This is a genomic window from Myxococcus sp. AB025B, assembly GCF_006518215.1.
Lineage (GTDB): Bacteria > Myxococcota > Myxococcia > Myxococcales > Myxococcaceae > Myxococcus > Myxococcus fulvus.
Window position 1 is genome coordinate 13,471 of the sequence record NZ_SRLW01000045.1, and the last position, 20,678, is coordinate 34,148.

At 68.6% G+C, this 20,678-nt stretch carries 16 protein-coding genes; 8 read left to right on the forward strand and 8 right to left on the reverse strand.

Going from position 1 to position 20,678, the window contains the following annotated elements:
* The first annotated feature begins 48 nt into the window (after positions 1-48).
* From FL311_RS10080 to FL311_RS10090, 3 genes are all read left to right on the forward strand, one after another.
* Positions 49-555 (forward strand): DUF2780 domain-containing protein, encoded by a 507-nt coding sequence (locus tag FL311_RS10080; protein WP_141324725.1) that lies wholly within the window; start codon positions 49-51, stop codon positions 553-555.
* A gap of 145 nt (positions 556-700) precedes the next feature.
* A complete protein-coding gene (locus tag FL311_RS10085; RefSeq protein ID WP_141324726.1) occupies positions 701-3,169 on the forward strand; it encodes an ABC transporter permease in 2,469 nt (822 codons plus the stop codon).
* A 240-nt stretch (positions 3,170-3,409) separates the two neighbouring features.
* Positions 3,410-3,676, forward strand: coding sequence for a hypothetical protein (locus FL311_RS10090; protein WP_141324727.1), 267 nt, complete (start codon positions 3,410-3,412; stop codon positions 3,674-3,676).
* A 69-nt stretch (positions 3,677-3,745) separates the two neighbouring features.
* Here FL311_RS10090 and FL311_RS10095 read toward each other — a convergent pair whose 3' ends face one another.
* Positions 3,746-5,200 carry a hypothetical protein gene (locus FL311_RS10095; protein WP_141324728.1) on the reverse strand — a complete coding sequence of 485 codons (1,455 nt, stop codon included), beginning with the start codon at positions 5,198-5,200 and terminating at the stop codon, positions 3,746-3,748.
* Positions 5,201-5,226: 26 nt separating this feature from the next.
* Here FL311_RS10095 and FL311_RS10100 point away from each other — a divergent pair, with 26 nt between their 5' ends.
* Positions 5,227-6,189, forward strand: a complete 963-nt coding sequence (locus tag FL311_RS10100; protein WP_141324729.1) for a phosphotransferase family protein — start codon at positions 5,227-5,229, stop codon at positions 6,187-6,189.
* 134 nt (positions 6,190-6,323) lie between these two features.
* Here the strand turns inward: FL311_RS10100 and FL311_RS44980 are convergent, their stop codons facing one another.
* On the reverse strand, positions 6,324-6,923 hold the full coding sequence (locus FL311_RS44980; protein ID WP_228556788.1) for a hypothetical protein: 600 nt from the start codon (positions 6,921-6,923) through the stop codon (positions 6,324-6,326).
* Between the two features lie 13 nt (positions 6,924-6,936).
* On the opposite strand from FL311_RS44980, the gene FL311_RS44985 reads away from it, so the two are divergent.
* The 3 genes from FL311_RS44985 (at position 6,937) to FL311_RS10110 (ending at position 8,247) form a co-directional block, all read left to right on the forward strand.
* Positions 6,937-7,158 (forward strand): hypothetical protein, encoded by a 222-nt coding sequence (locus FL311_RS44985; RefSeq protein ID WP_228556789.1) that lies wholly within the window; start codon positions 6,937-6,939, stop codon positions 7,156-7,158.
* Between the two features lie 269 nt (positions 7,159-7,427).
* Positions 7,428-7,625, forward strand: coding sequence for a hypothetical protein (locus FL311_RS44000; RefSeq protein WP_194869143.1), 198 nt, complete (start codon positions 7,428-7,430; stop codon positions 7,623-7,625).
* Between the two features lie 136 nt (positions 7,626-7,761).
* Positions 7,762-8,247 (forward strand): hypothetical protein, encoded by a 486-nt coding sequence (locus FL311_RS10110; RefSeq protein ID WP_194869141.1) that lies wholly within the window; start codon positions 7,762-7,764, stop codon positions 8,245-8,247.
* 36 nt (positions 8,248-8,283) lie between these two features.
* Here the strand turns inward: FL311_RS10110 and FL311_RS10115 are convergent, their stop codons facing one another.
* A complete protein-coding gene (locus FL311_RS10115; protein ID WP_141324730.1) occupies positions 8,284-8,967 on the reverse strand; it encodes a hypothetical protein in 684 nt (227 codons plus the stop codon).
* A gap of 90 nt (positions 8,968-9,057) precedes the next feature.
* Here FL311_RS10115 and FL311_RS10120 point away from each other — a divergent pair, with 90 nt between their 5' ends.
* Entirely contained in the window at positions 9,058-10,878 is a 1,821-nt protein-coding gene (locus FL311_RS10120) for a hypothetical protein (RefSeq protein ID WP_141324731.1), read from the forward strand.
* A 22-nt stretch (positions 10,879-10,900) separates the two neighbouring features.
* Here the strand turns inward: FL311_RS10120 and FL311_RS10125 are convergent, their stop codons facing one another.
* The 5 genes from FL311_RS10125 to FL311_RS10145 all read right to left on the reverse strand — a co-directional run bounded on the left by FL311_RS10125 (position 10,901) and on the right by FL311_RS10145 (position 20,518).
* Positions 10,901-11,206 carry a hypothetical protein gene (locus tag FL311_RS10125; protein WP_141324732.1) on the reverse strand — a complete coding sequence of 102 codons (306 nt, stop codon included), beginning with the start codon at positions 11,204-11,206 and terminating at the stop codon, positions 10,901-10,903.
* A 238-nt stretch (positions 11,207-11,444) separates the two neighbouring features.
* Positions 11,445-11,699, reverse strand: coding sequence for a hypothetical protein (locus FL311_RS10130; RefSeq protein WP_141324733.1), 255 nt, complete (start codon positions 11,697-11,699; stop codon positions 11,445-11,447).
* Between the two features lie 269 nt (positions 11,700-11,968).
* Positions 11,969-13,816, reverse strand: coding sequence for a DUF1998 domain-containing protein (gene drmB, locus FL311_RS10135; protein WP_141324734.1), 1,848 nt, complete (start codon positions 13,814-13,816; stop codon positions 11,969-11,971).
* Positions 13,803-17,150 (reverse strand): DISARM system helicase DrmA, encoded by a 3,348-nt coding sequence (gene drmA / locus FL311_RS10140; RefSeq protein ID WP_368668552.1) that lies wholly within the window; start codon positions 17,148-17,150, stop codon positions 13,803-13,805. The genes drmB and drmA overlap by 14 nt, the downstream gene beginning before the upstream one ends.
* A complete protein-coding gene (locus tag FL311_RS10145; RefSeq protein ID WP_228556790.1) occupies positions 17,150-20,518 on the reverse strand; it encodes a DNA methyltransferase in 3,369 nt (1,122 codons plus the stop codon). Before FL311_RS10145 ends, drmA begins: the two co-directional genes overlap by 1 nt.
* Between the last annotated feature and the right edge of the window lie 160 nt (positions 20,519-20,678).

Below are 20,678 nucleotides of genomic sequence, written 5' to 3' on the forward strand. Positions count from 1 at the left end.
CAGGTCGGCTACGAAGCAGGGCTCCTCGTGGACACGAAGGGACATGACATGGACCTCATCGGACAGCTCTCCCAGCAGCTCGGAGTCGATGGCACGCAGGCGCAGGGCCTGGCGGGCGGCCTGCTGAAGCTGGTGCAGGGCACGGTGAAGGAGAAGCTCGGCGCGGACACCGCGAACCAGCTGGGCCAGGCCATCCCGGAGATGGACACGTGGCAGAAGGCCGCGCCCGCCGCCGAGCCGGAAGGTGGCGGGCTCATGGGCGCGCTCGGCGGACTCATGGGCGGACAGGGCGGCGGCGCGGGAGGGCTGCTGGGCGCGCTGGGTGGCGCCGCGACGCAGGGCGCGGAGGTGGCCGCCGTCGTCTCACTGCTCGGCCGCTTCAACCTGGACGCGAGCAAGGCCACCCTCGTGGCGCCCCTGCTGCTCGACTTCCTCAAGTCGCGCCTGGACCCCGCGCTCGTCGGCAAGGTCCTCTCCGTCCTCCCCCTGCTCACCGGTGGCGGCTCCTCCGGCGGCGGGCTGGGAGGTCTCGGAGGGTTGTTCGGCGGACGCTGAGGTCGCCCGCCTGGGAATCCCCGGTGTCCCGCTGCGCACGCACCTGGACTCCAGCGGCGCTGAGACCCGGAGTCCTGGGCGAGCCCGCGCGTGCAATCGCCCGCGCGCGGCGCCGTAGGACGGCACTCGCCCCCGAGGTTCCCCCGTGCCCGCGCTGCTCGAGGATGTCCGCTTCGCCGTCCGGCTCTTGCTCAAGAGCCGGGGCTTCACGCTCGTCTCGCTCCTGACGCTGGCCCTCGCCATCGGGGCGAACACCGCGCTCTTCAGCGTGGTCAACGGCGTGCTTTTGAGGCCGCTGCCCTACCCCGAGCCCGACCAGCTGATGCAGGTGGTGCGCATCAACAAGGACCATGGGCGCTCGGCGTCACAGTCCATCGCGGCCTACACGTGGATGACCGCGGAGGGCTCACCCTTCTCGCGGGTCTCGGCCCACGAGCAGCTGCTCTCGGGCTTCAGCGTCGTGGGTGACGGTCTGCCGGAGCGGCTGCCGGGCGCCCGGGTGACCGGGAGCTTCTTCGAGACCTTCGGCACGAGGCCCACGCTGGGACGCGGCTTCCTTCCGGAGGAGGACGTGGTGGGCGGCCCCCGCGTGGTCGTCCTCAGCGAGGGGCTGTGGCAGCGGCGCTTCGGTGGCGCACCGGACGTGGTGGGCCGCTCCATCGTCCTCGACGACGAGCCCTACACGGTGGTGGGCGTGGCCCCCGCCACGTTCGCCCATCCCCGGGGCGCACTCCTGTGGACGCCACTCCAGCTCGACCTCACCGACCACGCCGACGTCAACTTCCTCTTCGTGACCGGACGGCTGCGCCCGGGCATCACCCTCGACGGCGCGACGGCCATGCTGCGGACGCTGGGTGGACGCGTGCGCACGGAGAGCCCAGGCCTGCTCGACGAGGGCCAGGACTACGTCCCGGTGGAGCTCAGGACGTTCCTCGCGGGCGACCTTCGACTGGCGCTCTGGGTGCTGCTGGGCGCCGTGGGGCTGGTGTTGCTCATCGCATGCGTGAACCTGGCCAACCTCCAGCTCGCGCGAGCGGCCTCGCGCAACCGCGAGTGGGTCGTGCGCGCGGCGCTGGGCGCGGCCCCGGGGCGGCTCGCGCGGCAGATGCTCACCGAGAGCCTGCTGCTCTCCGTGCTGGGCGGAGGACTGGGGGTGCTCTTGGCCTCGGCGGCGCTGCCCGGGCTGCTCGCATTGGCACCAGACACCTCTCCCCTGCTGTCCGCAGACAGCTCGCAGGTGGGCATCGACGGCACCGTGCTGGGCTTCACGCTGGCCGCGTCGCTGCTCACGGGTCTGTTGTTCGGGCTGCTGCCCGCGTGGCAGGCGTCGCGCACGAACCTGGAGACCGCGCTGCGCGAAGGGGCCCAGCGCACGAGCCTGGGGCCCACGGGCGGGCGCGCGCGCGCGCTGCTCGTGGTGGGCCAGGTGGCGCTGGCGGTGATGTTGCTCGTGGGCGCGGCGCTGCTCATCCGGGGGTTCTTCGCGCTCCAGAACGTCCAGCCGGGCTTCGACCCGCGCGGAGTCCACGTGCTGCGGATGTCGCTGCCGGAGGCGCGCTACGGCACCTTGCAGGCCCTGGAGCGCTTCGAGGCGCAGGTGGAGGAGCGGGTGCGGGCGCTGCCCGGCGTGGAGGAGGTCGGCTCCACCTCCGCGCTACCCATGGGCGCGGGCCCCAGCATGTCGTTCTCCATCGAGGGCAGATACACGGGTGATGACAACGGCCCTGGCGCGGGCTGGGGACAGTACCGCCCGGTGACACCGGGCTACTTCCAGGCGCTGCGCATCGGCCTGGTGCGCGGGCGGCTCCTGACGGAGTCGGACGTGGCGGGCTCCGAGCCGGTGGTGGTCCTCAACGAGACGGCGGCGCGCCGGTTCTGGCCGGGCGAGGACCCTTTGGGCCAGCGCATCCGCGTGGCGCACTCGGTGCCCAGCCTCCGGGACGAGGTGCCTCGCGTCGTGGTGGGCGTGGTGCGGGACGTGCGCGAGGATGGCCTGAACGACGAGCCGCCTCCGGTGATGTACGTGGCGCCCGGACAGATGTCCCAGGGCATCGCCTCCCTGCTCGTGCGGATGATTCCGCGCAACCTGCTGGTGCGCGCTCCGGGAGGCCACGCGGAGGTGGTCGCGGCCGTCCAGCGCGAGGTGTGGGCGGTGGACGCGCGGCAGCCGGTGATGGAGACGCTGAAGCTGGAGGACCACGTCGCGCGCTCCCTCGGCTCCGAGCGCTTCAACATGGTGCTGCTGGCGATGATGGCGGCGCTGGCGCTCCTGCTGGCCGCGGTGGGCATCTACGGCGTGCTGTCCTATCTGGTGGGTCAGCGCACGCGGGAGCTGGGCGTGCGCCTGGCGCTGGGCGCCACGCGGGGCCAGGTGGTGCGACTGGTGCTCCGGCAGGGCCTGGGCTCGGTGGCGGGCGGCGTGGTGCTGGGGTGCGCGGGCGCGCTGGCGCTGACGCGGCTGGTGTCTGGCTTCATCCACGGCGTCAGCACCCTGGACCCGCTGTCGTTCATCGCCGCGCCGCTGGTGCTGCTGACGGTGGGGCTGGTGGCGACGTGGCTGCCAGCACTCCGGGCCTCCCGCGTGGACCCCATCATCGCGCTCAAGCACGACTGACATCCTCAGCCGATTCGAATCCGTCACTTTCGTCCAGACGCCCGATCCGGCCTGGACGAAGTCGCTTCACCTGGAGTCGGATTCATCCGCACCGGAGTTACCCTGGTATCGGCGTCACATGTTGAACGAGGCGGCTTCGGGGTCTCGTCGCACCCTCCCCTTCATGAGATGCGGTGCCCATCGACGCGGGCTCACCTTGGATTAGGCTGGCTTCGTCCCACTCACCCGACGAGGCTCCACATGAAGCAGTCTCTTGTTGTGACAGCGGTGTTGTTCAGCCTTTCCCTGCTGGGCTGTGGCGGTCCGGTCAGCGAGCCCGAGGCCGTGCCCGAGAGCAGCCAGGACTCGGCGCTCTCCCAGTTGGCGTGCTCGGGTTATCCCGCGTGCAGCTCGCTCGTGAACAAGCGTTGCTTCAACGAGGGCGAGGCCCAGACCTGCTGCGCCGGCGACACCACCGGCGAGCTGTACTGCGTGTACTCCGAAGGCCGGCTCATCTTCGTGTACTGACGCGCCCGCCCTTCCTCGCCATGGCGCTCGTGGCCCGTGGCGAGGATGGCCCTTCGTGGCGGAGAGGGATTACGCGTACCGCGCCTGGAGGCGGAAGCGGTTGACCTGGTCGCGGAGCTGGTCGCGCACATCCGCCACCGAGCCCGAGTACTCGAAGGCGGGGTCCTTGCGGTCGGTGGTGGTCGCGGAGAAGCCGCCACTGAGGGAGCCCAGCCCCCGGCCGAAGCCCTGGGAGAACTCGGTGACGTCGGTCTCGTACGGCGTGAGGCTCGCCTCGAGCTGGGTCACCCCGGCGAACTGGTTGAAGGCCTTGCTGAAGCGGCCCTGGAGGAGGGACTCGATGCCGCCCGAGCCGAAGACCTCGTCCACGCCACCGGAGAACTCGAGCCGGGCCTCGGCCTGGCCGCCGAGCGTGCCCGCGATGGGCACATTCCCCTGCGCCTTCACGTCCGCGGTGAGCGAGACGGAGACCTCCCCCGTGCTCACCGCCGTCGACGCGAGGTCCTTCACGAGGCTGCCCGGGTTGCTCATCACGTCGCTGACGCTGAGGTCGTCGGGGAGCTCGAAGCGCTCCTGCACCTCCAGCTTGACGTCCCCGCCGAGCTCCCCCTTCAGGCCGGGGATGCCGCCGGCCACCTCGGCGGAGATGTTGGTGTACTGGCTGAGCACCACCCGGGGCGCGCCGTCGCCGAACTCGAGGCGCACCTTCGCGCCATACTCCTGGTTCACGCCCCCGCCGAGCGAGGCCTGCTGGCCGCCGCTCAGGCTGGCGGCGAGCTCGGTGGACGAGTTCGGGTTGAGCTCGAGCGCGGAGACGTTGTCGAGCAGCGCGCCGTAGTCCGGCGTCGCCCCGTCGAGGGCCCCGTCGAGGCCCCCATCGAGCAACCCCGAGACGCCGCCGGCGACGGGGCCCAGGAAGGTCCGGGCCGCGTCCGCCGCCTCCTCGGCGCTGTCGAAGGTGAACTCGACGGTGCCACCGGTGTTCGAGAAGGCGCCGCCGGGAACCTCGCGCCCCTTCTGCTGGAGGCTCCCCATCAGCCCCGCCCCCGCCTCACCCGCGACGGCGAGCGTGAACGTGCCGTCCTCGTTCTTGGTGAGGGTCTGCGTGCCCTCGAGCCGCCCGCCGATGCCATACACCGAGCCGTCGAGGCTCGCGCGGAGCTGGTAGCTGTCCCCCGGGCCCAGGTCGTCGAGCTGCTTCTCGATGGCGAGGAAGTCGACCTGGTCCTCCACCGCGTCAATCACCCTGCGCCCGACGTCCTGGGCGAAGTCGATGCCCTGCTCGGCGGTCTCGACAATCCGGTCACGCGCCGTGGCGAAGGGGTCGAGCAGGACGGAAGGGGATGGCGCGGACTCGACGAAGCTGCTGACGCCCTCGTAGACCTCGGTGGCCTGGGACGTCGCCGTGTCGAGCGCCTCCTCGCCAACGTCGACGACGTTGTCGACCGTCTCCGTCACGGCATCCTTCGTGGCGTTGTAGGCGTTGCTGATCGGATTGCTGATGGACGACAGCGAAAGTCCCATGGTCCGCTCCCGGGGTGGGTGGGTTCATGGGTGATACGCAGCGGAAATATCCCGGTTACACGGGTCAGGTGGGTGCGGCTCCAGCCCTCACGGAGGCGGCGGCCGCCGCGCGCATCCACGAGAGGTTCCCCTCACTCGCGACGGCGCGGGTCATCCACCTGGGCGAGGGCCTGGACCATCAGGCCTTCGAGGTGGACGGGCGCTTCGTCTTCCGTTTCCCCAAGAGCGACGAAGCCGCCTCACACCTGGCCTGGGAGGCGCGCCTGACGGCGTGGCTGGCGCCCCGGCTTCCCCTGCCGGTCCCCCTCTATCGATTCCTCGATGGCCCGGCCGAGGGCACCCCAGCGGGCCTGGGAGGCTACGAGAAGCTGCCCGGAACGCCCGCGTTGCTCGTCGACGCGGGGCGGCTCGAACTGTCCAGGTTCGGACGTGAGCTGGGGGCCTTCCTGGGGGCGCTCCATGCGCTCGGACCGGCCGAGGCCATGGGGCTCGAGGTCCCGGAGGACGACGACCCGGAGCTCGAAGCCTGGTCGGCGGCCGCCGTGGAGGAGCTGCATGTCGCCGTCGAACACGGCCATGTCGATTCCCAGCACGCCACGCAGTGGGAGCGGCGGTTCCTGGAGCGCCCCACGGAGGGACGCGGCGCGCCCCGGCTGCTCCATGGCGACTTCGCGGCCGAGCATGTCCTGGTGGATGCCCAGGGAGCCCTCACCGGAGTCATCGACTGGAGCGACGCGTGCGTCGGAGACCCCGCGAGGGACCTCGCCGGGCTGCTCCACTGGGGCGGCGCGCCCATGCTCGCCTCCGCGATGGAGACGTACGGCGCGGTGAGCCCCACCGTCCTCGCGCGAGCAGAGTGGTTCGCCGCGTGCCGCGCGGTGGCGGACCTCGCCTTCGGACAGACGCAGCGGCGGCTGGAGTACATCGCCGCCGGTCAGCGGGCGTTCACCCTGCTCGCCGCCGCGAATGCCCGCTGTCACGGTCCCTGAATGGGTCTGCCCAGGTGCCACCTCGAAGTCCTGCGGGACGCCCCGCTCCGAGCAGCGCCGACACCAGTCTCCCGGCACCTGCGAGGGAGTGAGGCACGAGTCCGGCGTCTCGCGCCCCAACGGCCTCAACGGGCTCAGGGGATGACGATGTGCGAGTGCAGGCCGCGCCCGTCATATGGCGTGGTGCCGCAGCGGGCACGAGCCCAGTCGCCATTCACCGCCGAGCAGATGCGGAAGGCCTGGATGTTGGAGTACGGCACGTCGAGGCCCGGCGTGTCGCAGCGCCCCCGATAGGTCCAGGACAGGCTCTTGTTGACGGCGCCGACGCCGATGCACGGGCCAATCCACGCACCGGTGTCGCGTCGCTGCACGTCGATGGAGTACTGGGCCTGGGTCTCCTCCTCGCTCCAGCTCAGGTCCACGAAGGGCGTGTAGGCGCCCGGCAGGTCCAGGCCGACGTCGTCGGAGATGCCGTCATAGGCCTGCTCGACGAAGCGCCCCCAGACGTTGTTGTTTGAATAGAAGAGGCGGAAGGCGGCGATGTCCCCCTTGGTCACCACGCGGTCTCCAGCGTTGCGGCACACACCATCGAAGCCGGTCTTGTTGGCCTGTCCCAGGGTGGCCACGGAGAGGCACGGGCCAATCACCGAGCCGTCACGCAGCACGACGTCGAGCGAGTAGCTATACCCGGTCAGCTTGCTCCATCGGACGTTCACCTGGTTGAGCGAGTGCATCGAGCCATCCGCCTTGAAGGCGACGCGCTGCTTGTACGTGCTGCGCGAGGTGAGGTTGCCCGCGGCGTCGAAGGCCCCGATATGGAAGATGTTGAAGTACTCGCCCCGGCGCTCGACGATGACGTTGTGGCCGTGGCTCTACGTCAGCCGGCCCGCGGTGTTGCGCAAGGGCTGGGACAGTCGCCGCACGGCCCGCGCCCGGGTGAGCTGGGGGATGGAGTCCCCCATCACGTAGTACATGGCGTACTGGCTGTTGTACCAGCCGCCGCTGAGGAGCAGATAGTAGAGCCCATTGCGCTTGAAGACCTCGGGGGCCTCGTTGATGCCTTCCTCGTAGGCGGGCGTCGAGAAGACAGCCGGGCCCGCGTGGTTGTAGACGGTGCCCGGGGCCGCGGTGTTGAACGAGGAGATGTTGTTGCCCCGGTCGAACCAGACATAGAAGAACCAGCGGCCCGACGTGTCGCGGACCTGGAGCTGATCTGCAAGGCGCTCCGAGGCGAGAGCGTGCGCACCCGGAAGTTCGGCCTCGTCAACGCGTGGAACGCGGTCAAGAACCTGCGAGTCGGCCCCGGGGGCAAGAAGCTCAAGGACGCCCTGGGCTGCGGCCCCTGCACCGCGGCGCGCATCAAGGAGCTCGCGGGCCAGGCAGCTCCCCGGCTGCCGGGGGACCACACCGAGGTCATCGATGTCATCCCCTTCTGACCCCAGACCCAGGCGGTCCCGAAGGAGTGATTCCAAGGCCCGTCCGAATCAGGTCCAGGTTCGCCCTATATCCCCTCCACTCTGCGCGTTCAGGGGCCCGAGCCGGGCCCTCGACCTCCTGAACGGAGCCGATGGCATGAGTGAGCAGGGACAGAACGACGGGGCGCGGGACTTCGACTTCCTCATGGGACGCTGGCGGGTCCAGAACCGCCGGCTCAAGGAGCGACTGAAGGGTTGCACGGAGTGGCTGCCTTTCGAGGCGACGGCTGAAGAGCATCCGCTGCCCGGCGGGCTCGGCAATCAGGAGACGTATCGCAGTGAGTTCTGGCCCGGCTTCGTGGGCCTGGCGACCCGGGTCTACAACCCGGCGACGAAACAGTGGTCCATCTCCTGGGTGGACAATCGCAACCACACCGTCGACCCGCCGGTGCTGGGCGGCTTCGTGGGCGACGTGGGCCAGTTCGAAACGAACGACACCTTCGAGGGCCGCGCCATCCGCGTCCGCTTCACGTGGACCCGGCTGGGCCAGGACACCGCGCGCTGGGAGCAGGCATTCTCGCCAGACGAAGGCCGCAGCTGGGAGACCAACTGGGTGATGGAGTTCACCCGCCTGGAGGAGTGAGGACGTCCGCCGCGCCGATGCGCGCCGCGCCCGCGCTCAGGGATGGGACGTCGAGGCGGGCGCGGCCATCCGCACGCGGACGCCGAAGCCGAGCCACAGATGAACGGTGCGCTCGCGGAGGCTCTCGTCGCCCGTGCGGCCGTTCATCTTCACCTCGAGCGAGTCATAGCGCCCGCCCGAGCAGCTCGCGAAGAGCCCCGCCCAGAAGCTCCCACCGAAGTTCCTGTCGAACCCGGCCTGGAGCGTCACGTCCGGTCCCGAGTAGGCGATGTCGATTCCTCGCACGTTGAACGAGGCCCGCTCGTAGCCGAGCGCCACGCCCGTCCAGGGGTTGTAGGGCCCCGAGGGAATCCAGTGGTAGTTCCCCTGGAGCCCGAAGCGCAGGTGGCGGCCCGGACACGTGTCGTCGCTGGAGCAGCGCAGCCGCATCTGCGCATGGGAGAGCTGGAGCCAGGGGCCGAGCTCGACGTTCGAGCCGATTCGCACGGTGGGCTCCACGATGGCGGCGAAGAGCCCCTTGTAGACCTCATACAGATAGAACGGGTCCGGCGAGCCATCCATCTGCCCTCCCGGCATGAGATAGCCCGCACGCACGGAGAGCCCCAGCCAGCGCGGAAAGTCTGGGTTACCCTCCGTGGGCACCTGCGCGATGGCCATCGAGGACACCAGCAGTGACACCAGGGCCAGCATCCGCGCGGTGGGACGAGAGAGCTTTTGCATGGGTGGGCGTCGGGTTATTACGGTCGCTCGACGGTCGTCAACCCAGGGCTCCCGGTGTCTCCCTTTCGCTCCTCATCCGTGACGCGTCTGATGACGCTGGTGGCTGTCGTCCTGTTCAGCGCTTGTGGTGGCCCTTCCGCCGAGGAGGACCTGCGCGTCTGCGCCGAAGTGGAGTGCACCGCCGGCCGCTGTGTCGCCGAGGACGGAGCCCCCGTGTGCCGCTGTAGCGCCTTCGAGGAGGCCGCTGGCCTCACCTGCACCATCGCCGCCTTCCGCCCCTCGGACGACCACGGCGACACGGTGGAGGCCGCCACCCTCCTGGCCCCCACGACGGACTTCCAGGAGGCAGACATCCATCCCGTCTTCCGGAACAAGGTGGACCGGGATGTCTTCGCCGTGCCCCCGCTGGCGGGCCATGGCTTCCGCGTCACCCTGCGTCCCGGCACGCTCACCGCGGTGTCCATTGAGGTGCTGGATGCCCAGGAGCGGCGGGTCCACGTGAGCTCCTACCGCGCACCGGAGGGTGAGGTCCTGGAGTTCGTCTCCACGCCAGAGGCGCCCCGGTTCATCGCGGTATCCTCCGGGACGGGCCGTGAGGGCGCGGGGACGTACGCCTACCGGTTGGAGGACCTGGGCAAGGATGCGCACGGCGACACGCCCGCCACGGCGACGCCCATCACGGTGCCGAGCGCGCCGTTCCTCGTCGCACTCGAGTTCGCGGAGGACAGCGACTTCTTCACCTTCCGCACCGAGCCGGGGCGCGGCTTCCGGTTCTCCTGTGAGGCCGAGGTCTCGGTGACCTTATGGGACAGCGCGGGCGCCCAGGTGCAGGGCAACGGAGGGCGCACCTCGGTGGGCCAGCTGAGCCAGGAGGCGAGCACCTGGTACGTGCGCGTCTACAAGGGCAGCAAGGTGTTCAACACGCAGTGCCAGCTCGACGACCTGGGGCCCGACGAGCACGCGAACGAGATGCTCGGCGCCACCCCGCTCCCCATGGGAGTCCCCGTCACGGCGCGGCTGCAGGGCACCAACGACGTGGAGGTCTTCTCCTTCGAGGCGACCCAGGGCCACGTCTACACCGTCAGCGACTCCCCCGTGCGCGAGCACCGCATCCAGCTCACGGACGCGGCGGGCACGGTCCTGACCGAGACCAGCTGGGGGCGAATCGTCCACGAGGCGGCCTCGACGAGGCGCTACTTCGTCTTCGTGCATGCCCTGCGGGAGGCCCCCTGGTGGAGCGACTTCCAGGTGGAGCTGCGGGACTTCGGACCGGATGACCACGGCGACACGCCCGAGACCGCCACCCGCGTCGAGGTGGGGCAAAGCGTCGAGGGGCTCATCCACAGCTCCACCGACCTGGACGCCATCGCGCTCCAGTTGGATGCGGACGGCGTCTATCAGGTCACCTGCGCGCCCGACTGCTCGCTGAGCGCGAGCGCACCCGGCAGCACCTTCCCCTTCCGCATGCATATGACCTCCAGCAAGGGGGTCTGGAAGGCGCACCTGCTGGCGTCGACGCTCGTCACCTTCATCATCGACTCGCGCTCCGCGCCCTACGCCTTCACGTTCCGTGTGGAGCGGGTGGGGACGGACGACCATGGCGACGACGCGGCCCACGCCACGGTGGTGACGCTCCCGGTGAGCCTAGGGGGCGTGTTCGAGCTGGGCTCGGACCTCGACGAGCTCGCCGTCACGCTGGAAGGAGGGACGACCTACGTCGTGACCTCCAGCGGAGCGACCGTGCAACTGTTCGACGCCGGAGGCGCGAGCGTTCCTGTCGTCTACGACGCGGTGACGAGGACCCGGAGCGTGACGACCACCGCGCCAGGGCTCCACCGCGTGGTGCTCTCGGCGCCGGACCCACTGGTGGGCATCGCCAAGAGCTGGAGCTTCACCCTGAACGCGCCGTGAGCCACGCGGCGCGGGCGTGCTGCTACACGGCCGGACGACAGTAGGCCACGAACCCCAGCGCCGATTCTTCTCTGCGCACGCCTTGCCCGAGCAGGCGCAACGCCTGCTCGAGGTCCGCCTCGACGACCAGGTCGAGCTGGTCGCAGTGCGGCTCGAAGACGACCACCCAAGGTCCGGCGGGCTTCAGCTGCTCGGACAGCATGCGCTCGAGCGCCGCCCATGCAGCGCCCTGCTCCTCTCCCACCACCGAGGCTGTGGCCAGCGCAGTCCCCTCCACTCGGAGGTACTTCCAGCCCGCTGTTTCAAAACCTGCTGGCAGTGAGCGCACGATGTGTGCCGGAGGCTCCCCCTCCCGAAACTCCACCCCAGCGGCTGAAGTCCATCCACCGAGGTCCTCGGTGGACTCTTCGCCTCCCCAAGAAACGACGCGAGTCTTCCGCGAGAAGCTCCCGCCCAGGTGTACTTCGGGGATCCAGATCTCCAGGCAGGCATCCATCGAGTGGTTCATCATCGCATGCCCGACAGGCGGCCGGGCCCGGAGCATTTCTCCAGGCCGGCCGGGAATCTCAGTGGGTCAGACAGACCCACTTGTTGTGGGGAATGGCCTGACAGAGACAATAACCCGGAGTGCCGTTGGCCCAGGTACAGCCAATCTCCGTCTCCGGGCTGCAGACCTTGCCCTGCCGGGTCTCGCAGGCGATGGCCTGCGCGGACACCTCCTGCACGGGAAGGGCGCCGGACTCAGGGCCCTCCGCGACCTCTGCTCCGCCACAGCCCATGATGGAAACGAAAGCCGCGAACGCCAGTACACGACGAACCATGATGGAAACCCCGTTGCAGTTGTAGCCGTTGAATCCAACTGTGGGCCCGCACCTTGGGTCAAGCGCCGCCCTCCTGACGCGTTGCGCCCAGTGTCCACCCGGCGTCAGAGCTTGTGGCGCCGGAACGGGTTGTTGAAGGGTTGCGAGCCCTCCTTGTCACTGGAGCCCAGGCCGGACGCGGGCTTGCCACCGGCCACAAGGTGTCCGTGGACCAACGAGAGGATGCGCCCCCGCCTTCAGCCGCTCCAGGTCCACGGTCTCCACGCCGCTCAGGTCCACGGCACTTTCAGAAAGGCGACGTCCTCATGGCCCAGCGTGGGCACGACGAGCGCGCGGTCGAGGTACTGGTTGAAGCGCTCGCAGGAGCACTCGGGGAGGAAGAGACACCCGTGGCACGCGGCGCCCTCCAGGTCGCGGTCATCACGGCCCGTGGGTTCGTGATGCGCGCAGACGGGGTCGTTGGAGCACAGGCGCGCGTCCTCCAGCGCCCGGACGAGGTGCTGCCCCAGTCGCCTCCCCTCCTCCACCAGGCCGCCCAGCGTGCCTTCCGCGCCCGTGGTGCCCGTCATCAACAGGATGCCCGCCATGGGGACGGCGTCGCTGTGCGGCGCGCAGTACAGCCGCTCGCGGATGGAGCTCGCGGGATAGCCACACTCCAGCGCCACCTGGGTCATCAGCAGGTGCGCCAGTGAATGGAGCAGGTAGAGCCGCACGCCCGGGAAAGGGAGCTTCGAGCCGGAGCCCTGCTTCCAGCGCTCGTATCCCGCCCGGAGCACCTCCTCGCGCCGCAGCACGGGCTCGGACAGCTCCCAGGCGTGCACCTGCGGCTCGTCGAGCACCAGCAGCATGCCCTCCCCCTGCATCTCCGTGACGGGGACCCAGTCCCGGTGGAGCGACATCGGCGCGAGCGCCACGTCCAGGTCGTAGCGTCCCTGGAGGTCCTTCGTCAGGGGCTCCAGCCGCGTGAAGCCGACCTGGGCCTGGACCTCCCGCAGCCGTCGCGCCAGCACCACGCGTTCGACCAGCGGGGGCAGTCCCTGGGGCCGAGCGATGCGCCGGGCCCAGAAGACCTCGGCGCGGTCCCTGGGCATCTCGCCAGGTTTCTCCTGGGCCTGGGCGAGGAACTGGAGCCACTCCGCGGTGCGGATCTCCGGGACGGCCTCGGGCGAGTGCTCGCGCTCCGCGGTGATGGCCGCCAGCACCTCCGCGTTGGAGGCGGAGCCGAGCGCCGCCTGGACCTGGGGGATGGTCCGGAAGGCCGGCAGCGTCTCCGCGGTGGCGGACTGGAGGATGTTCCACGCGGACTGCACCTTGCGCCGGAGTGACTCCGGTTCAGGGATGGTGATGGCGCTGGTGGTCTGCGCGAAGTAGCCGTTGCTGGCGGTGCGGACCAGCAGCCGTTGCTTCTCGTCGCAGCGCTCTTTCGCCTCCAATCCCAGCCAGGGCCGCTCCCCGTCGCAGCGGTCCTGCTGCTCCTTGTGGGTCATGTCGATGAGGCGCCTGCGCTTGCCGCACGTCGAGCACGCGACCTCGATGTCACTGAAGTCACCGCTCACACCCTCCTCGAGCTTGAGCTGGGGGGCGTCGCAAGGCTTGCGCTCGTGTGTCCACCAGGTCCAGTCGATGTCCGACAGGTGCCCCCGAGGACAGGCCGAGACGAAGCGCACCGGCACGCAGCGCTCGGGCTTCGCGTCCCCACCCGCGCAGCGGTGGCGGTACTCCTGGTTCACGCGCTCCAGGCTGTTGGCCCGAACCAGCGTGCGGCAGTGGGGGTTCTGGCAGACGAACCAGCGCGGGAACTCATACACCTGGATGCCGCAGGACTCCGTCGGCCCCCCCTCATCCCCGGCAGGGGGCTTGCGGAAGGGGGCCTCCTTGCTGAGCGGCCACTTGTTGCGGTGGTAGAGCGGCTCGACGATTTCCAGGAGCCGTGGCTCGTTGACCACTTCGCCCTGGTCCTTGAGACGCCAGAAGTCCAGGCCGCCCACGAGGACCGCGTCGTTCAGCAGGTCCAGCATGCTGCCCGGACCGAAGGTGGAGACCACCTGGCTCTGGCGCACGCGCCCATCCGGCGGCCGCGTCGAGCGGGCCCGTGTCCACTTCCTACGGCTCGTCATGCGCCACCTCCTCCGTCGCGGCCTTCGGGGCGCGGTAGCCACCCAGGGGCTGACGTGAAATCCACAGGTGCACCGAGGACTCCACGTCACGCATGGACGTGGGTGCCTCGAACTTGAGCTCGTCCTGGGTGAGGTTCTCGGTGCGGTCCAGGAAGCCGCGCAGCAGGGGCTTGAGCCCCTTCCCCTCCGGGTCGTAGGGAGAGTACGCGCGCTGGGCGGCGTCCAGCTTCGCCTGCTCGATGATGTTGCGCCACGAGTCGAGCAGGCCTCGCGCGCGCTGCATCACGATGTCGCTGGCGCGCTCCGCCTCCTCCGTGGGCAGTTCTCGGCCCGCGCGTTTCGCCAGTGTTTCGAGCGCCTGCTCCAGCCGGTCCCGGTGCGCCTGCAGGGACTTCCACTCCAGGGGCGCGGTCATGGCGGTGTCCAGCAGCCGGCCCAGCGCCACCACCACGCCCGCCAGCCCCCGGTCGAGCGCTGGTGCCGAGAAGGGAGTCACCGAGGTGGCCTCGACGAAGCGATAGAACGACTCGTGGTACGTCCCGAAGCGCTCGTAGTGGCTGCGGTCTCTGGGCTTGGCGGCGTTGAGGCACGTCACCACGAGGCCGGGCTTGTTCATCTTGCGGCCCACGCGGCTGGAGGCCTGGATGTACTCGCTGGTCGTCTTGGGTTGTCCCGCGACGACCATGAGTCCCAGCCGGTCGATGTCCACGCCGACGGAGATCATGTTGCTGGCGAGCACGACGTCGATGCTCTGGGGCTGACCGTGCGTGAGCTCCAGGCGGTTCTTCGAGGCCTTGATGTCGGCCGTCTTCTCCCGACTGGTGAGTTCGATGGGCTCGCCGCGGATGGTCCTGCCCCGGTACCAGGGATGCTCGGCGTCCTTGCTGAAGTCCTCGGGACGACGGCGGACGCGGTCCATCACCAGTCGGCGCACCTCGTCCTCGACCAGCCGGCGCATGCCGCCCAGCTCACGCAGGCTGTTGAAGTAGCCGACGAGCGTCAGGTACGGGTCCGCGCTCACTGCGCCGTGGAGCTGCTCACCGCGCGCAGCGGCGGCGAGCAGGCTGACATAGACGCGCAGCAGGAGGGCCTTCATGGGCCGCCCGGGTGCCGCCACGCCCAGGTATTGGCGCGCGCCCTTTTTGCCCACGGAGGCGAAGAACGTCTCGGAGGCATCCACGCCGGGCGGAGGGAAGAGCGCGACGTCCCGTCCATAGAGGCGACTGACCTGTTGCCGGGAGCGGCGGACGGTGGCGGTGGAGGCCACCAGCTTCGCCCGGGGCGCGAGCGTCAGGACGGCGCCTTCGTAGAGGCCCACCATGGAGCCCAGCGGGCCGGAGATGAGGTGCAGTTCGTCCTGCACGATGAGCTCCGGGGGAGGCAGTCCCTTCGGGAGCATCACGAGCGCCGCCTTCACATCCGCGGCATCGTTGCATGGACCGACGAAGCGCTTGCCGGTACGACCGAGGACACGACCGAAGAGCGAGCCCGTCTCTCCACGCCACGGCAGCATGGCGAACTTGTCCACGGTGGCGACGAGGAAGCACGGCAGCTCCCGGTAGATCTGCTCGTCGACGAAGAGGACGGGGAGCCCTTCCGGGTTGCGGCCGAGGTTGAACGCGCACGCGATGTTGGCGCAGCCGACGAGGACTTCCTCCGGTCTGGATTTGGAGGGACGGAGGATGAAGCACTCCCGTTCGAACGGCGTGGCGCACCAGGGGCAGGTGGCGAGCGGGAACGGAGATTGTGCGCGGGCGCTGTTGTCGTTCTTGTACTCGGTGATTTGCGTAGAGGCCTGCTCCAGCGTATTGGCGGTCGCGGAGCGGCCGACCCACAGTCCGATGGAGAAGCGCACAGCGCCCAGGCGTTTCGGCTCCTGCTGGCGGAGGACTTCGAGCGCGCAGATGAGGGTCGCGGCGCGACCGAGCTGGTCGAGGGTGAGCAACCGCAGCGTGTAGCGAAGCAGCACCGCCACGCCCAGGCCGCCGTGGAGGTGGGCTTGCCCCCGGAGGCGGCGCAGGAGCAAGGTGAAGGCGATGAGGCCCAGGTAGGCCTGCGTCTTTCCGCCGCCGGTGGGGAAGAAGATGAGCTCCACGAGCTCACGGTCCGCGTGGTCTTCGTCCTCGACAGAGGGGAGGTTGAGCAGGATGAAGGCGAGCTGGAAGAGGCGCCATTTGGGAGCCTCGTCCTGCCGGACCTTGCGCTCTGACAGAGCCATGACGCTGTTCATCCAGCGGAAGGCGTCGAAGGCGAGAGGTTCCCGGGCCAGGAGCTGAATGCCGTCCTCGATGCGGTCAGCCGCGCGTCGAGCCCTGCGGATGAGTTCATCCCGTGTCTTCTCACGGCGTTTGCTGCCAACAGCGAGCGTGGCCTGGATGGCCACCCATTCACGGTAGGCACGGACCAGGGGGAGCAAGGCCGCCACGGCCTCGGAGGGTGTCGTGAACGCGGCGAGTTCCTCCATGCCCACCGTGACCTCGTCGAGCTGCCGCGCTTCGACAGGAAGCACCTCGACGCGTGGCAGCCAGTCCGTTTCCACGCGGGTGACGGGGACAGAGGTGGATGGGATGCGCACGGAGATGCCATGGCCCACGGCCCACCGCTGTCGGTCACGGAACTGGAGGTCGTTGACGAGGTCGTCTTCGTCCTCGCTCCTGGCGTCGCTGGAGTCCTGTCGGCTGACGAAGCCGTGCGCACATTCCAGGGCGAGGTGGGTTTGGAAGACGTAGGCCTCGTCCCGGTCGGCGGAGGTGCTGGTGGGAGGGCGTGCGTTGACGAGGAAGATGGCGACCGCGAGCTCGCCTTCGCGCGTCTTCTCCACATGGCCCTCCAGGCGCAGGCCACCGCTGTCCTGGACGTACAGTCCTTCCCGCAGAGTCGCGTCGTTCAGGTGCAGGGTGACGGTGCGTTGATGGAAGGTGCGGCGCCACTGCTTGCGCCCCTCTGCATCGATGCGCTGGTAGTCCGCCCAGCAGACATGGGCGGTGAGCTGGGACGTGCCCGCGGGGACGAAGACGGACAGGCCCATGGACGCGGGCAGGCGGCGCACCTTCTTGGCGGTCGGGTCGGGACGGGAGGATTCCTCGTCGTCCTCGTCGTTGCCCGCGGCCAGGTCGTCTTCCTCGTCATCGGGGTCATCCTCGATGACACCCTGATCGAGCGGGACGAGGAAGCCCGTCAGGTACCAGCGGGAGGGGGGTGTGCGGAGCACTTCCGAAGCGTCCGAGAAAGGAGCCCCTGGAGGCTTGTGGAACGGACCCACGAGGTCCGCTTCGAGCGCATCGATGAGGTGGGAGCGGACCGCTCCCGTGTCAGAAGCATGCATGGGAGGCATCAAGCGGTCTGGGCGCGGGACTTCGAGGGACGGCGGACGGTGGGATGCGCTTCCTCGTAGGCGCGGCGTTCGTTCAGGTCGAAGAGGCGGTCGAGAACTTCGTCCTCGAAGGCTTCGAGCTGTTTGGGAGTGGCTCCGCAGTACGGAGGAACCTGGATGTCCTTCCAGCCATAGGCATCCAGGACGGCTTGGTCCACGGCCACATGCAGGTCCCGCAGACGCTGAGTCGCGGCGTCGGTGACCGACTTGTCCTTGAGCCGGTTGTAAGTCGTCGTCAGGCCGATGGTGTGGGCCTGCATGTACTGGTGGCGTTCGAAATTGAGCCGTTCGCCAATCGAATCGAGCGCTGAGGCTCTTGCGGAGACCGGGAAGGGGAAGGTTTCGAAGCAATCGCTCGGCGCATAACGAAGGTCGTTGCGCATGGAGGATGACAGCAGACGTGCCCAGACCTCGTGCACCCGTGACTGCAGGGTCGTCAACCAGTGGGCCTGCTCGACAGGAACGACAATGACTTGCTCGCTGAACACGACAGACGGCGACTGCCACGAGAACATTAGGTGCTTCGAGACTCGAGAGGTCGCAAGACAACGACTCAATGGACGGAGCGCTTCATAGAGCTCAGGACGCGGCCGGATAAACTGCCACCAGAACTGCTTCGCGCCTCTGTCCTTGGCCTTGTCTCGCTCAGGTTTCACCAACTCCCGTACGGTACGGATGAGGTCGGGCCAGCGTTCCGCTTCCTGTAGTTCCATCTGCCCGAAGTTGATGACGTGCCTTTCGAGTTCAGGACTCGGGTCGAAATTGAGCTCCTCGCCACCCACGTAGCGAAAGATGCGCGCCGCGTTCTTTGATGATTTCGAGACAAGAGTCGAGCGCTGCTCAGGGCTCAGTACAAACCCCATTCCAAGGACGATGCTTCCCTGGAAGCTCTTCCCCGTGTTGGCAGTGAGCGCCACGGGCTCTAATCGCTCGGGTTTGCCACGAAGCCGAGAGTTGATGCACTTCACGGGCAGGCGATCCAAGCGAGGCTCTAGAATCAGGCCGGAGACGTGCCCCTTTGCCAGATGCACTACAGACACCGAGACGTTGGCGCCAGTCACCGGCCACTTCATGGATCGCACGGCGTCGTAGAGATGGCCGCCGTGGTCCACCAGGTACTTCAACCCCGTGGCCCTCGTGTCCCCCTGCGCGATGGTGTTGGTGGCGATGAGGCCGAAGCTGCCGTGCTCACCCAGAAGATGAAACGCACGGCGGAAGAAGTGCGCGGAGAGATCCGCGTTGCCGTGCGCCCCCTCATGAACCGCCTGGAGCCAAGGGAGGTAGTTCTCGCCCCCCGTCTCGATGATGGCGTTCTTTCCCGCGAACGGCGGGTTCCCCACGAACCCATCGATCCACGCAGCCTTGTTCGGCTGCTCATTGTCGAGCGGATCTGGCCGGCTCCCATGGAAGACCTCCGGGAACTCCAGCGGCCAGTGGAACGTCCACGACGGCGCGGAGAACGCCGCGATGTCCGCCGGAATGGGAGGCGGAACCCCATTCTTCGCCTTGGACAGCCACGCCCCAATCAGGTCCAACCGGCGGACGCGCTCCCTCTCCCGCTCCTTGTCCGACCCCTGGGCGAAGAAGGCCCCGACGCACGCATTCGCGATGTGCTTGATGTCCCCCAACGCCGCGTCCGCATCCCGGAGAAGCCCCTCCTTCACTCGACCGGGCTCCAGGTCCAGCTGCAGTGGCTTGCGGTCCGGCCCTTCCAGGTCGAGCGCGAGCTGGAGGATCTTCTCCCGCTTCTCCAGCGAGCAGTTCAGCGCCTTCGAGATGAACGCCCAGGACAACTCCGACTGCTTCTTGCGGGCTGGGGCCCAGTGGAACGCTCGAAGCTGCTCCAGGTCGAGCCCGACCAGCGAATCCCCGCACTTGAGCGCATGGTCCAGGAAGGTGAAGGGCTCCGTCTTCGCCAGCGTCACGAGCCACAGCGACAGCTTCGCGAGCTTCACGGCCCATGGGTTCTTGTCCACACCGTACAGGCATCGTTGGGCCACCAGCCGGCGTGCCCGCATCACCTCGTCCTCGTGCTTGTCACGCTTCAGCACGCCCTCTCGTGTCCAGGCGGCGACAACCTGGTCCGCGAGGAAGCGGCAGGACTCCACCAGGAACGCACCCGACCCCATGGCCGGGTCGCAGATCTTCAGGTTGAGGAGTCTCTCGGAAGACGGCTGCGGCCCCATCGTCTTGAGCAAGGGCTCCAGCGCCCGACGGACGATGGGGGAAGACAGACTTCGAGGCGTGTAGTGGCTGCTGGTCCGTCGCCGCTCGTCGCCGGGTTGCAGCACCAGCTGGGATGCGCGCCGTGCCTCGGTCCCCTTCGCGCGGTACGGCTCCAGCGCGGTGAGGACCAATTGCTGCGTAGAGGCCTGCTCCAGCGCTTTCGACAGGGCCTTTACCGCCTTCGCGTCGAGGCCCGTCTGCTCTTCCAGCCAAGCCGCACGCCGCTTTGAGGGCTGTGCCAGCACCTCGTCCACGGAGATCCATACCTTCGAGGGCTTGAGGCAGATTCCAGCCCCGGTCAGGCGCTTCACATGGAAGCCCATCAGGCCCTCGTACACGGAGCCGATCTGCTCCACGTCGAGCGACTTGAAGCTCAGTCGCTGCCCCTTGAGGAAGACGAGCCGCTCCAGGACCTGCAGGACCGTCTCGTCATCGATGGGAGGCACCCGCGCATCCGTGCCCTCCTCGGAGGAGCCCACTCCCCCCAGGAAAGGGAATGCGTCAGGGTCGAAGAGTTCCCCACGCCGTGCCGGCATTCGCAGCTTGTCGTGCGAGGTCCCCAGGTAGATGCACCGGAAGAGCGCCAACAATCGTGGCCACGCACCGAAGCGCCGATTCATCGAATCGGGGTATTGGCTGGAGTCCTCGACGAGCTGCGCGTGAAGAGCCTTCACCGACAGGTCATCGCGATAGGGCTCCTGGTCCACGGGGAGCAGGCCCCGGTCCTCCGCGTAGAGGATGAAGACGAGCCGCAAGAGCGTGGAGAGGAGCCCGCCGTAGACATGCTCCTCACCTCGTGAGAGCGCCTCGTCCAGGGCCCGAGAGCCATCCCGTTCTGCGGCCGTCTCGAAACCCGTAAGCAGGATGCCGAGCGCTTCCAGGACCTGGTCGGCCAGCTCGTCGGTGACATCCGCCTGCCGGCGGCGTGACTGCTCCAGGAGCGCGGGGAGCTGATGCTCGGGCAGCACGCCGAAGAAGCGGCGCGCATGCAGGAGCATCACCATCGCGTCGAACAGCGGACGACCGCTGGCGGTGACGAGGTCCTTGAACCGGAAGGTGATGTGCCCGGAGGTCTCGCCGTGGGGCGCATAGACGAGGCGCACGGAGTCCCCGTTGAACAGCAGACCGATGGGGACACGGGCCGCGCGCAGCAGTCGGTCGAACTTGGCGGTGGGCTCGTAGAACCACGCGCCCGTGGTGTCTTCCTTCTTGTCCAGGTCCAATCCGGCCGGCAGCTCCCAGGTCAGGAGCGCGAAGCCCTCC